Origin of the sequence: Isoptericola sp. F-RaC21 (genome assembly GCF_038593535.1) — a bacterium.
Lineage (GTDB): Bacteria > Actinomycetota > Actinomycetes > Actinomycetales > Cellulomonadaceae > Isoptericola.
This window is the reverse complement of sequence record NZ_JBCFYX010000004.1, coordinates 487459-500338: the sequence shown is the minus strand read 5'-3', so window position 1 is coordinate 500338 and position 12880 is coordinate 487459. Positions and strand designations below refer to the sequence as shown.

General features: G+C 73.8%; 9 protein-coding genes. 7 read left to right on the top strand and 2 right to left on the bottom strand.

The window, feature by feature from the left end:
- Positions 1–56 precede the first annotated feature (56 nt).
- The 4 genes from AAG589_RS17105 to AAG589_RS17090 all read left to right on the top strand — a co-directional run bounded on the left by AAG589_RS17105 (position 57) and on the right by AAG589_RS17090 (position 3208).
- Positions 57–593, top strand: a complete 537-nt coding sequence (locus AAG589_RS17105) for an NfeD family protein (protein WP_430568479.1) — start codon at positions 57–59, stop codon at positions 591–593.
- Positions 594–633: 40 nt separating this feature from the next.
- Positions 634–2124: a flotillin family protein gene (locus tag AAG589_RS17100; protein ID WP_430568478.1), complete on the top strand. Its 1491-nt coding sequence runs from the start codon at positions 634–636 to the stop codon at positions 2122–2124.
- 65 nt (positions 2125–2189) lie between these two features.
- Positions 2190–2870, top strand: a complete 681-nt coding sequence (locus tag AAG589_RS17095; RefSeq protein ID WP_430568477.1) for a DsbA family oxidoreductase — start codon at positions 2190–2192, stop codon at positions 2868–2870.
- Positions 2871–3028: 158 nt separating this feature from the next.
- Positions 3029–3208 carry a hypothetical protein gene (locus tag AAG589_RS17090; RefSeq protein ID WP_430568476.1) on the top strand — a complete coding sequence of 60 codons (180 nt, stop codon included), beginning with the start codon at positions 3029–3031 and terminating at the stop codon, positions 3206–3208.
- A gap of 94 nt (positions 3209–3302) precedes the next feature.
- On the opposite strand, the gene AAG589_RS17085 is transcribed toward AAG589_RS17090, so the two are convergent.
- Both AAG589_RS17085 and AAG589_RS17080 read right to left on the bottom strand, forming a co-directional pair.
- Positions 3303–4205, bottom strand: coding sequence for a DNA-3-methyladenine glycosylase family protein (locus AAG589_RS17085; RefSeq protein ID WP_430568475.1), 903 nt, complete (start codon positions 4203–4205; stop codon positions 3303–3305).
- 58 nt (positions 4206–4263) lie between these two features.
- Positions 4264–4884, bottom strand: coding sequence for a ribonuclease H family protein (locus tag AAG589_RS17080; RefSeq protein ID WP_430568474.1), 621 nt, complete (start codon positions 4882–4884; stop codon positions 4264–4266).
- 223 nt (positions 4885–5107) lie between these two features.
- On the opposite strand from AAG589_RS17080, the gene AAG589_RS17075 reads away from it, so the two are divergent.
- The 3 genes from AAG589_RS17075 to AAG589_RS17065 all read left to right on the top strand — a co-directional run bounded on the left by AAG589_RS17075 (position 5108) and on the right by AAG589_RS17065 (position 12844).
- Complete coding sequence (locus AAG589_RS17075; RefSeq protein WP_430568705.1) at positions 5108–6253, top strand: VIT1/CCC1 transporter family protein; 1146 nt, start codon at positions 5108–5110, stop codon at positions 6251–6253.
- A gap of 118 nt (positions 6254–6371) precedes the next feature.
- Entirely contained in the window at positions 6372–8213 is a 1842-nt protein-coding gene (locus AAG589_RS17070) for a hypothetical protein (RefSeq protein ID WP_430568473.1), read from the top strand.
- 152 nt (positions 8214–8365) lie between these two features.
- Complete coding sequence (locus tag AAG589_RS17065; RefSeq protein WP_430568472.1) at positions 8366–12844, top strand: hypothetical protein; 4479 nt, start codon at positions 8366–8368, stop codon at positions 12842–12844.
- Positions 12845–12880: the final 36 nt, after the last annotated feature.

Genomic DNA, 12880 nt, shown 5'->3' with positions numbered 1-12880 from the left:
GGCACGTGGAGGCGCCTGTGGACCGGCCGTCCAGGAACTGTCCAGAGTTCGCTAGGGTGTCGTCGCCGTCACACGACCCTCACATCTTCGTCACCCTCACCTCGGGAGACCGCGTGCTCGTCTTCGTCCTCATCGGCTCGGCAGGGATGCTCCTCCTGCTCGTCTCGCTCCTCGTCGGCGACCTCGTCGACCTCGGTGACGGCGCGCTGTCGGGGACGTCGCTCGGCGTCGGCGCGGTCGTCTTCGGCGCCGTGGGCTCGATCGTCGTCGCCAACGACCTCGCCCCGTGGATCGCGTACGTGGCCTCCGCGGTGGTCGGCCTCCTGGCCGTCGTCCTGGCGCAGGTGCTGGTCCGACGGCTCGCGTCGAGCGACGACGGCGTCGCCGTCTCGCTCGTGGGCGCGCACGGCACGGCGACGACGGACGTGACGGCGACCTCGGGCGAGGTCTCCCTCGACGTCCCGAGCGAGCTCGAGCGTCGCCTGGCCCGCTCCGACGAGCCCATCGCGGCAGGGTCGCGCGTGGTGGTGCTCGAGCACTCCGGTTCCACCGTGCGGGTCGGGGCGTACGAGCCCAGCCCGCACCCCCGCTGACCTCCCCCCGACCGGAAGGAGACGCGCTCCGGCGCGCACCATGTTCGACTCGTCCGACAGCAACTTCATCACCACGATCGCGGTCCTCGCGCTCGTGGTGGCGTTCCTCGCGGTGGGCATCTTCGTCGCCCAGCGCATCCGCCGGGTCCCGCCGAACCAGGCGCTCGTCATCGTCGGCCGCGGCGCCGGCAAGAAGGAGTCCGCCGCCCAGAGCCAGCGCGTCGTCATCGGCGGCCGCACGTTCGTCTGGCCGATCCTGCAGCAGGGCTTCGCGATCTCGCTCGAGCAGCGGCAGATCGGCATCACCGTCGAGGGCGTCGACAAGAACCGCATCAAGATCGCGATCAAGGCGTCGATCAACTTCAAGGTGCGGGGCGACGACGAGGGGGTGCGCCGCGCGGCGCAGCGCTTCCTGTCCCAGCAGGAGATGCTCACCGAGATCATCAAGGAGTCCCTCGAGGGCTCGCTGCGCTCCATCGTCGGCGACATGACGATCGAGCAGATCATCTCCGACCGCAAGGGACTGTCGGACCGGGTCGTCGAGTCGACCAAGACCGACCTGGCCGAGCAGGGTCTGCAGGTCGACCTGCTCAACATCTCCGACATCTCGACGCCGGGGTCGGACTACCTGTCGAACCTCGGCCGCGCGGAGGGTGCCCGCGCCCTGCAGGTCGCGGAGGTCTCCGAGGCGGAGGCGCGCCGGGTGTCCGAGTTCGCCGTCATCGAGGCGGCCGAGCAGATCGCCGAGCGGCAGAAGGCGCTCGACCTCAAGAAGGCCGCCATCAAGGCGGACACCGACCGCGCGAACGCCGAGGCCGAGGCCGCGGGCCAGCTCGCCCGCGCGGAGCAGGACCGGCTCGTGGCGCAGCAGGAGCGCGAGGCGCTGGCCGAGCAGGCCCGCGTGACGCAGGAGCGCCTCGACATCGAGGTCCGCAAGCCGGCCGAGGCCCAGGCGTACGCCGAGGTTCAGGAGGCCACGGCCCGTCGTGACGCGGCGAACGCCGCCACCGAGGCCGACGCGTTCAAGCGCACCACCATCGCCGAGGCGAACAAGACGGCGGCCATCCAGGACGCCGAGGCGTCCGCTGCCGCCGTGCGCCGCGCCGGCGAGGCCGAGCGCGACCGTCAGGTGGCGCTGGCCGAGGGCATCAAGGCCGAGGGCGAGGCGCGGGCGTCCGCGATCGAGGCCGAGGGCCGTGCGGAGGCCGTCGCCACGGACGCCAAGGCCGAGGCGCTGAAGAAGTACGGCGAGGCCGCGCTGGTGCAGGAGCTCATCGAGCGCCTGCCCGAGATCGTCCGGGCCGCAGCCGAGCCGATCGGCTCGATCCAGGGCATGACGGTCGTCTCCACGGACGGCGCGTCGTCGCTGACGAAGTCGGTGGCGTCCGTCCTCGGCGAGGGGCAGGGCGTCGTCAAGCAGCTCACCGGCGTGGACATCCACCAGCTGATCGCCGGGATCGCCGGCGGGCAGCTGCCGACGTCGGACGGCGAGGCCAAGGCCGCCGCACGCGAGGCCGCGCCGCTGAACTGACGTCTGCGACGCACGACACGCCCCGCCGCGGGAATCGCCTCCCGCGGCGGGGCGTTCGCACGTGCGTGACCGCCATCGAGAAGACCCCGCTCAAGGTCGACGTCTGGTCGGACGTCGCATGCCCCTGGTGCTACATCGGCAAGCGCCGCTTCGAGTCCGCGCTGCAGCGGATGGCGGAGCGCGACGGCGACGCCCCCGAGGTGGAGGTCGAGTACCACTCCTTCGAGCTCTCGCCCGACACCCCCGTCGACTTCGACGGCACGGCGACCGAGTTCCTCGCCGACCACAAGGGCATCCCGCTGGAGACCGCCCAGCAGATGCAGGACCAGGTGACGGCGCTCGCGGCGGCCGAGGGGCTCACGTACCGGATGGACCAGGTCCGGCACACCAAGACCCTCAAGGCGCACGAGCTGCTGCACCTCGCCAAGGCGTTCGGCAAGCAGGAGGAGATGAAGGAGCGCCTGCTGCGCGCCTACTTCACCGAGGGGGAGCACGTCGGCCGGGTCGAGGACCTCGCGGACCTCGCCGCCGAGGTGGGCCTCGAGCGGGAGGCCGTCGTCGTCGCGCTGAACGCCGGCACCTTCGCCGACGCCGTCGCGGACGACATCGCCCGCGCCCGCGCGTACGGCATCAACGGCGTCCCGTTCTTCGTGCTCGGCGGCCGCTACGGCGTGTCCGGCGCGCAGGACCCGGACGTGTTCGTCCAGGTGCTCGACCAGGTGCTGGCCGAGGGCGTCTCGGCCTGACCGACGCCGTGACGAGGCGCATCTCACACCGCCAGCCCTGGCTGTGAGACGCGGTATCACCGAGAATCGAGGCCTGCCCGCACCGTCGCGGGCGCGCCGTGGTCCCGGGCCCACCACGCCCGGCCGTATCGCGGCCGTGGTTCCGTTGGAGGAGAAACATGAACGACGCCACCGAGAGCTCGTACCGCTCGATCGCCAACCCGCGCCGCACCACGCTCATGACCGTCAGCGCGGCCGAGGCGGCGGCGCCCTATCACGGCGCGGACGAACGCCCGCTGCAGCTGCTGGGCGACGACGGCGCGGTCTGCGTGGACGGCGTGTGCAGCCTGCCGGAGTAACGCTGGTCAACCGGCGGATTCGGTGATTGAGCCTGTCGAGATCCGGTGACCGAGGTTTCGACACGCTCAACCAACGGTCTCGACCACCGGACGCTCACATCGCGCGGTAGTCCGCGATCGACAGCCGCGGGCCCCGGCGCGGGGCCTGCGGCCTGCGGTCGAGGAACAGCAGGCGCACCACCCGGTGCCGGTGGGGCGCGTACGGCGCGAGCAGGCGCAGCATCCCCTCGTCGTCGGTGCGCTCGCCGGTGAGCGCCCAGCCGACCGCGCCCGCCAGGTGGAAGTCGCCCACGGACACGGCGTCGGCGTCGCCGAACGCCCGCTGCGCCACCTCGGCCGACGTCCACACCCCGACGCCGGGGACCTTCTCGAGCCGGGCGCGAGCCTCGTCGGCGGGCATCGTCGACGCGTCCTCGAGCCGCGCCGCGACCTGGGCGCAGCGCACCGCCGTGGCGGCGCGGCGGGGGTCGACGCCGGCGCGGTGCCAGTCCCACGTCGGGACGGCGGCCCAGCCGCGCGCGGACGGCACCACCCGCATCCCCTCCGGTGCGGGCCCCGGCGCGGGGGAGCCGTGCCGGGCGACGAGCGAGCGCCACGCGCGGTGCGCCGTGACGATCTGCACCTTCTGCTCGAGCACCGCCGGCACCAGGGCCTCCAGCACCCGCCCGCTGCGGCACATCCGCAGCCCCGGGGTGCGGCGCGCGGCGTCGCGGGCCTGCGGCGGCGGGGTGAAGCCCGTGACGTCGTCCGCCTCGCCGAGCAGGTCGGGCACGGCCTCCGCAGCCTCCCGCGACCCCGGGCCCCAGTGCTGCACGACGACGGTGCGCGCCCCGGTCGCGACGAACCGCTGCGTCACCGGGCCGGTGCGCACCAGCGTGGTGCGCCACAGCGCGCCGTCGGGCGTGCGACGGAACGTCGGGTCGAAAGCGCCGTGCCGCAAGGGGCCGAGCGTCAGCCCGAGGTCGAGCGGCCGGTCGGAGGCGTGCTCGAAGGTCACGTCGCTGCCGCCGGCGGCTCTGCCCGCCGCCGGCGGGGCGGGGCTCGACGCGAGTGAGCTAGTCAAAGAGGGTTCCGAGCTCCCAGCCGGTGTCGCTGCGGGCGCCGACGGGTGTGACCTCGGGCAGCGCCGTGTCGCGCGACGACCGCCCGGCCGGGCGCCCGGCGTCGTGCGTCGTGTCCTCGCGCGGGGAGCCGCCCGTGCCGGCGTCCTCGGTGAGCAGCAGCTCGTCGACGCCGCCGCGTCCGGCGGCCCAGTCCTGGGCGGCGAGCCCGGCGAGCTGGTCGGCGCGCTCGTTGAACGGGTTGCCCACGTGACCGCGCACCCACCGGAAGCGGACGGGACCCTCGCGGCCGGTGATCGCGGCGTCGATGGAGCGGATCAGCTCGAGGTTCTTCACGGCGTCGCCCGACGCGGTGCGCCAGCCCTTCCGCTTCCACCCGTGGATCCACTCGGACGCGCAGCGGATCGCATACTGCGAGTCCGACTCGATGAGGAGCGGCTCGGCCCCGGGGTGCGCCTCGATCGCGCGCAAGAGCGCGGTGAGCTCCGCGACCTGGTTGGTGCCGGACGCGGCGCCGCCGGAGTCGAAGCGGCCGCCCTCGTGGGCGATCCACGCCCAGCCGATCGCGCCCCCGGGATTGCGGAGGCACGAGCCGTCAGTGCTGACAATGATCACGCCGGAGTCTCCCAGTGTCCGAGCCCCTGGTTGCCGCCCCCATTGTGCCCCGAGCCGGTGACACTCGGGGCCGCGTCCACGCCGCCGACCCGAGAGTGGCGCGGGCACGGGCTGCGGACGGCCGAAAACTCGGGCGGGCGGCACCGGAAGACGGTGCGGCTCCGCCCGGAACCCACGGGCGGCCCTCGGCGGTGATCATGGCGGAATGACCGACGGCACTGCCATGCCTGGCGACGACATGCCCGAGAACGACCTGCCCGCCCGCCGCCCGGCCGACATCCGCAAGTGGCGGCGCTATCTCGCCGACGAGCGGGCCGAGGCCGCCACCTACCGGGACCTCGCCCGCCGGCGCACCGGCGAGGAGCGTGCCATCCTGCTCGCCCTCGCCGACGCGGAGAAGCGGCACGAGCAGCACTGGCTCGACCTGCTGGGCGACGACGTCGGCCGGCCGCTGCGCGGCGACCTGCGCACCCGCATGCTCGGCCTGCTCGCGCGGCGCTTCGGCGGCGTCTTCGTGCTCGCCCTCGCGCAGCGGGCGGAAGCGCGCTCGTCGTACGAGGCCGACGAGCACGCGACCGCCACGATGGCCGCCGACGAGCAGATCCACGAGGAGGTGGTGCGGGCGCTCGCCACCCGGGGCCGCAACCGGATGTCCGGCACGTTCCGCGCCGCCGTCTTCGGCGCCAACGACGGCCTGGTCTCCAACCTCGCGCTCGTGCTCGGCATCGGCGCCTCCGGCGTCTCGTCGCAGACCGTGCTCCTCACCGGCGTCGCCGGCCTGCTCGCCGGGGCGCTGTCCATGGGCGCCGGCGAGTTCGTGTCGGTGCGCTCGCAGCGCGAGCTCCTCGAGGCCTCCACCCCCGACCCGAAGAGCGCCACCGTGCTGCCGCACCTCGACGTCGACGCCAACGAGCTCGCGCTCGTCTACCGCGCCCGGGGCATGTCGTCCGACGAGGCGCAGGGGCGCGCCGACCGCGTGCTCGCCGGGCTGGCCGCGACCGGGACGCTGGCACCGGAGGTGCTCGAGGACGAGCGGGAGGACGAGCCCGCCCCGGCCCCCGCCGTCGAGCAGGACGACGACCTGGAGACGCACGGCACCGCCTGGGGCGCCGCGATCTCGAGCTTCTGCTTCTTCGCGTCCGGCGCGATCATTCCCGTGCTGCCCTACCTGCTGGGGCTCACCGGGTTCGCGGCGATCGCCGTGGCCGCCGCGCTCGTGGGCGTGTCGCTGCTGGTCACAGGCGCGATCACCGGGCTGCTGTCCGGCACGTCGCCCTGGACGCGGGCGCTGCGCCAGCTCGCGATCGGGCTCGGGGCCGCGGCCGTCACGTACGCGCTCGGGCTGCTGTTCGGGACGTCGGTGGCCTGACCCGCAGGGCGCGACCTCTCGGGCCCCTGATGTTGCAGGACCGTTGCTCCGGCGTCACAGTGTGACTTGGGTCATGTTCGAGCAGCACCTGACCTCGCGTGGCATCGAAGGGGGCCGAGTGACACGCAGCGTGGACCGAGCTCCGGCGGCAGCACACCGCCGGCGCTGGCTCGCGCGCGTGGCCGGAGCCGCCGTCGGTCTCGCCGGCGCGGCCGCGCTCAGCGTGGCCCTCGCGGGGTCCGCGTCCGCCGACGACGACGCCGGGCGGGACGGGCCGCTGAAGTCCGTCGTCCGGTCGATCGCCGACCACGGTGACGACGGCGGACACGGCGGCGACGCCGCGGAGCCTCAGAAGAAGGAGCCCGCGACGGCTGCGACCGAGAAGCAGCCGGTCGAGAAGCAGCCGGTCGAGAAGCAGTCGGTCGAGAAGCGGGCGCCGGAGCCGCGTGCCGAGGAGCCGGATCGGGACGGGGCCGCCCCGGCGGAACCGGTCGAGCGGGAGACGCCGTCCGAACCGCTGCGCGACGCCGTCGAGGACGCCGTCGCCCCCGTCCGTGAGAAGGTCGAGCCGCTGCGCCAGAAGGTGCACGACGAGGTCGTCGCGCCCGCGGAGGAGACGGCCGAGCGTGTGGCTCGCGAGCTGTCCGGCACGGAGAACGCCGAGGACGCGGAGAAGGCGGAGGCGGCGCGGGGTCCCGAAGAGCCGGAGGACCAGTCGGCTCGCGCTGAGGACGTCGCGGCCGAGCAGCCCGAGGACGCCGCGACCGAGCAGCACGCCGACGAGGCGGACGAGGCCGACGCGGCTGACGAGGCCGACGCGGCAGATGCGGCCGAAGGACTCGACCCCGCCGAGGCGGCGGAGCGCGCCGACGAGTCCGCGCCCGCTGCGGAGCCACGGTCCGCGCCGGAGTCGGAGGAGAACACCGACGACGGTTCCGCGGAGCGACGCAAGGTGCTCGAGCCGGTGGCGGCGACGGTCGAGGCGGTGACCCGGCCGGTCGGCGCGGTGACGAGGCCGGTGGGCGCGCTCGTCGAGGAGGTCGTGGCCCCGCTGTCGCCGGTGCTGGACCCGGTGACGAAGGTCGTCGAGGGCGTCACCACGCCGGTCGGGTCGGCGCTCGAGCCGGCGACGGGTGCGGCCGCTCAGACGCTGGCCCCCGTGACGAAGAGCCTGTCGCCCGTGCTCGAACCCGTGGGCCGCATCGTGCACGAGGCCACCCGGCCCCTCGCCCCCGTCACGGACGGTGTGGGCGACGTCGTCGCGCCGGTCGTGACGACGCTGGACCCGGTGCTGCGGCCCGTCGTCGGGCTGGTGGAGCCGGTGACGAGCTCCCTGAAGCCGGTGGTCGACCCGGTCCTCGACACCGCCGCACCGGTGGTCGATGCGCTCGCCCCCGTGGTCGAGCCCGTCGGCGGCGTGCTGGCGCCGGTCGTGGAGCCTGTGGCCGACGCCGCGGCTCCGGTCGTCGAGCCGGTCCTGGAGCCTGTGCCCGGCCTGGCCGGCGCGAGCGCAGACGCCGCATCGGCGCGTCCCGTGCCCCCGCGCTCGCCCGTCGTGCCGGCGGACGAGGCGGCGCCGGTCCCCGAACAGGCCGCCGACCGTGACGCCGACCGCGCCATGGTGGCGGAGCCGACCGCGATCCCGGCGGAGCCGACGGGCGACCTCGCCCCCGCGGCCGTGCACGGGCAGACCGCGGTGGCGGTCGACACCGCCGCCGACGCCGGCGAGAAGGCCACCGCGGATCGCGAGACGACGCCGGCCGCGCCGTCGTCGGCGCCCGCCACGAGCCCCGCATCGTCGGGCTCCTCCTCGACCACCCGCGTGCCGTCGGGCGGCGACGCCGCCGCCGACCTCGTGGGTCACCTGCACCCGACCGCACGGGCCTGGACGGCCCCCGCGGCGGACCAGCTCGACCGCCTCCCGGCGGTCGCCTTCGACATCCCCGTCTCTCCTGCCTGACGTGGCCGCGTCGCGCCCTGGTGCGCGACCGCGACCGCGGGCGGCGTCCGCCACCCGCGTACCACGTCAGTCAGGAGCGGATCATGCATACCCATGTCCGACGAGCGTTGAAAGTCGCGCTCGTCGCAGGCGGCCTCGTGGTCGCCGGGGCCGTGACGGCCCAAGCAGCGGACGATGACGTCGTCGACGCCACCGTCGGTGCGGACACCTCGGTCGACCTCCACCTGAGCGAGGTCTCCGAGGAGACCAACGACGCACAGCTCGACACGCCGGTCGACCTGCCCGAGGTCGACACCGAGGCGGTCGAGGACGCGGTCGACGGCGTCGCCGGTGATGGCGGTGCGGCCGACGACGTCGCCGGACCGGACGAGCAGTCCGACACGACGACCGACGACCTCGTGGACGCCGTCGCCGACGACGTCCACCGCACGGCGGACGACGCCCAGTCCGGCGACGTCGCGGGCGTCGTCGAGGACGTCGCCGGTGAGAGCGGTGTCGTCGACGACGCGATCGAGGACCAGCCCACGAGGCCAGGCCATGACGACCGGGCTGGGGCCGGCGACGCGGCGTCGGGCGCCAAGGACGCCGGTGGCGACGACTCCGGTGACCGATGCACCTGCGGTCAGGGTCCCAGTGACAGCGGTTCGGGCGACAAGGGTTCGGGCGACAAGGGCTCGGACGACAAGGGCTCCGGCGACGGCGCTCAGGACGGTGCTGACGGCGGTGCGACCCCTGGCGGGGGCGACGACCGAGGCGACGGCGGGGTACCGCAGCCTGCGGACCGCGGCGCCGGCGCGGTGGTGGACGAGACCGTGGACCGCGCGGCCGGCGAGGTGTCGGATGTCGCCGGGGCCGCCGACGAGGCGCTCGGCACGGGGTCGGCCGTCCGGGACACCGTCGACGGGATCGCGGGCGAGGACGGTGTCGTGGACGACGTCCTCGGCGCCGACGAGCCCGAGTCCGGCGTCACGGACCAGGTCACCGAGCACGTGGTGGACGACGTCGAACAGGCGGCCGGGCATCTCGTCGCAGGTGACCTCGACGGCGTGGTGGACGACGTGACGGCCGACAGCGGCGTCGTCGACGACGCGCTCGAGGACCAGGGCGTCGACGAGGCGCTCGGCCAGGTCGGCGAGACCGTCGACACGGCGACCGGCGCGGTGGACGGCGTGCTCGGTACCGGCACCGCGGTCCAGGACACCGTCGGCGCGAGCGTCGACGGCGCGGTCGAGGGACTCGTCGGTGAGGACGGCGTGGTGGACGACGTCGTCGGTGCTGACGAGCCCGAGGTCGGGGTGACGGACGAGGTCGTGGAGCACGTGCTCGGTGACGTCGACTCTGCGCTCGACGGTCTGGCCGCTGGTGACCCGGCGGGTGTGGTCGATTCCGTCGTTGCTGATGACGGGCTTGTCGATGACGCGCTCGAGGGCGACACGGTGGCCGGTCTGCCGGGGCTGGACGGTCTGGGTGAACTGGGTGAACTGGGTGACCTGGGTGACCTGGGTGACCTGGGGTCGCTTCCCGGGCTGGGTGGCGGTGAGCTGCCTGGTCTGAGCGGGGCGCTGCCGGGTCTGGACGGCACGGTGGATGACGTGCTGGCCGGGGTGTCGGACGTGGCCGGGAAGGTCGACTCCGCGGTCGGCACGGCTCCGGTGGTGCAGGGCACGGTGGACGGTCTCGTCGGTGAGGACGGCGTGGTGGATGACGTCGTCGGGGCTGACGAGCCCGAGGTCGGGGTGACGGACGAGGTCGTGGAGCACTCGCTCGGCGACGTCGATGCCGCTCTTGACGGGGTGACCGCTGGTGACCTGGACGCTGTCGTCGATTCCGTCGTTGCTGATGACGGGCTTGTCGATGACGTGCTCGAGGGCGACACGGTGGCCGGTCTGCCGGGGCTGGACGGTCTGGGTGACCTGGGTGACCTGGGTGACCTGGGTGAGCTGGGGTCGCTTCCCGGGCTGGGCGGCGGTGAGCTGCCTGGTCTGAGCGGGGCGCTGCCCGGACTCGACGGCACGGTGGATGACGTGCTGGCCGGGGTGTCGGACGTGGCCGGGAAGGTCGACTCCTCGCTGGGGACCGCTCCGGTGGTGCAGGGCACGGTGGACGGTCTGGTCGGTGAGGACGGCGTGGTGGATGACGTCGTCGGGGCTGACGAGCCCGAGGTCGGGGTGACGGACGAGGTCGTGGAGCACGTGCTCGGTGACGTCGACTCTGCGCTCGACGGGGTGACCGCTGGTGACCTGGACGGTGTCGTCGACTCCGTCGTCGCCGACGACGGCCTGCTGGACGACGCGCTGGAGGACGGTGCGACGGACACCATCGTCGGTGACCTCGGTGACCTCGGTGACCTCGGTGACCTCGGTGACCTCGGTGACCTCGGTGACCTCGGTGACCTCGGTGAGCTCGGTGACCTCGGTGACCTCGGTGACCTCGGTGACCTCGGTGAGCTCGGTGACCTCGGTGACCTCGGTGAGCTCGGCGACCTCGGTGAGCTCGGCGACCTCGGTGAGCTCGGCGACCTCGGCGACCTCGGCGACCTCGGCGACCTCGGCGACCTCGGCGACGTGGCCGGCCTGGACGGTGCGGTGGACGAGCTCGCCGGGACGGTGTCCGACACCGTGGGGACCGTCGAGGGCGTCCTGGGCACGCAGCCGCTGCTGCTTCCGGTGGTGAACGGGCTGCTCGGTGAGGGCGGTGTCGTGGACGACGTCCTCGGTCCGGACGAGCCGCAGGACGGTGTCACGGACGGCCTCGTGGAGGCCGTGGTGGACGACGTCGACTCGACGCTCGACTCGGTCACTGCTGGTGATCTGCCGGGCGTCGTGGACGACGTGACCGCCGAGGACGGTCTGGTCGACGACGTGCTCGAGGACCAGGGTCTGGACCCGGTGCTGGCTGACGTCGTGGGCTCCACCGGTGCGGTGGACGACCTGCTGGGCACCGGTTCGACGGTGGAGGACACCGTGGACGGTCTGCTCGGTGAGGACGGCGTGCTGGACGACGTCCTGGGTGCCGACGAGCCGCAGGACGGTGTCACGGACGGTCTCGTGGAGGCCGTGGTGGACGACGTCGACTCGACGCTCGACTCGGTGACGGCCGGTGACCTGCCGGGCGTCCTCGACGACGTCGCTGCCGACGACGGGCTGCTGGACGACGCGCTCGAGGACGGTGGCGTCGACACGGCCGCGGACGATCTGGTCGGTCAGGTCTCCGACCTGGCGGGCACGGTCGACGACACCGTCGGCACCGGCACGCTGGTGCAGGACACCGTGGACGGTCTGGTCGGTGAGGACGGCGTGGTGGACGACGTCGTCGGTGCCGACGAGCCCGAGGGCGGCGTCACCGACGAGGCCGTCGAGCACGCGCTCGACGACGTCGAGCAGGTCGTGGGGGACCTCACCGAGGGCGACCTCGGCGCGGTGACCGACGACCTCACGGCCGAGGACGGGCTGGTCGACGACGTGCTGGAGGACCAGGGTCTGGACCCGGTGCTGGCTGACGTCGTGGACTCGACCGGCACGGTGGACGACGTGCTCGGCACGGGTGACCTGGTCGAGGACACCGTCGACGGGATCGCTGGTGAGGACGGCGTGCTGGACGACGTCCTGGGTGCCGACGAGCCGCAGGACGGTGTCACGGACGGTCTCGTGGAGGCCGTGGTGGACGATGTCGACTCGACGGTGGACTCGGTGACGGCCGGTGATCTGCCGCGCGTGGTGGACGACGTGACCGCCGAGGACGGTCTGGTGGACGACGTGCTGGAGGACCAGGGTCTGGACCCGGTGCTGGCTGACGTCGTGGACTCGACCGGCACGGTGGACGACGTGCTCGGTACGGGTGACCTGGTCGAGGACACCGTCGACGGGATCGCCGGCGAGGACGGCGTGGTGGACGACGTCGTCGGCGCCGACGAGCCCGAGGAGGGTGTCACCGACGAGCTGGTCGAGCACGTGGTCCAGGACGTCAACGACACGGCCAACGACCTGCTCGAGGGCGACCTCGGCGGCGTGACCGACGACGTCCTCGCTGACGACGGCCTGGTCGACGACGTCCTCGAGGACGGCGCCACGGCCACCGACCCCGGTGACGGTACGGATCCGGGTGATGGTGGCGACGGTACGGATCCGGGCGATGGTGGCGACGGCACGGACCCGGGTGATGGCGACAACGGCACGGACCCGGGTGACGGTGGCGACGGCACGGACCCGGGTGATGGCGACAACGGCACGGACCCGGGTGACGGCGACAACGGCACCGACCCTGGTGACGGCGACAACGGCACCGGCACTCCCGGTGACGACGGCACCGGTGACGACGGATCCGGCGACGGCACGGGCGCTGGCGACGGCGGGACGGTGCCGGTCGGCAACCCGATCGCGGGTGCGCCGGGCTCGGACGGCCTGGTGCCGGTGACGGGCACCGGGTCGGACGGCCTCGCGGCGGCCGCCGGCACCGACGCCATCGAGGGCATCGACGGCATGTCAGGAACCGACGGCACGGGCGCGATGCAGTCCCTGCCGACGACGGGCGGTGACCTGCGCCTGCTGGGCCTGGCGCTGCTGCTGATGCTGACGGGCGGCGCGCTGGTGCTGCGTCGTCGGAAGGAGGTGGCGGCGGTCGAGCACCGCTGACCCCACCGGAGCCGGTACCGGCTCCGGACGGGGCGG

Coding starts and splice junctions, on each gene's coding strand:
- AAG589_RS17100 (WP_430568478.1), top strand. CDS start 634: ATGTTCGACTCGTCCGACAGCAACTTCATCACCACGATCGCGGTCCTC.
- AAG589_RS17090 (WP_430568476.1), top strand. CDS start 3,029: ATGAACGACGCCACCGAGAGCTCGTACCGCTCGATCGCCAACCCGCGC.
- AAG589_RS17075 (WP_430568705.1), top strand. CDS start 5,108: ATGCCTGGCGACGACATGCCCGAGAACGACCTGCCCGCCCGCCGCCCG.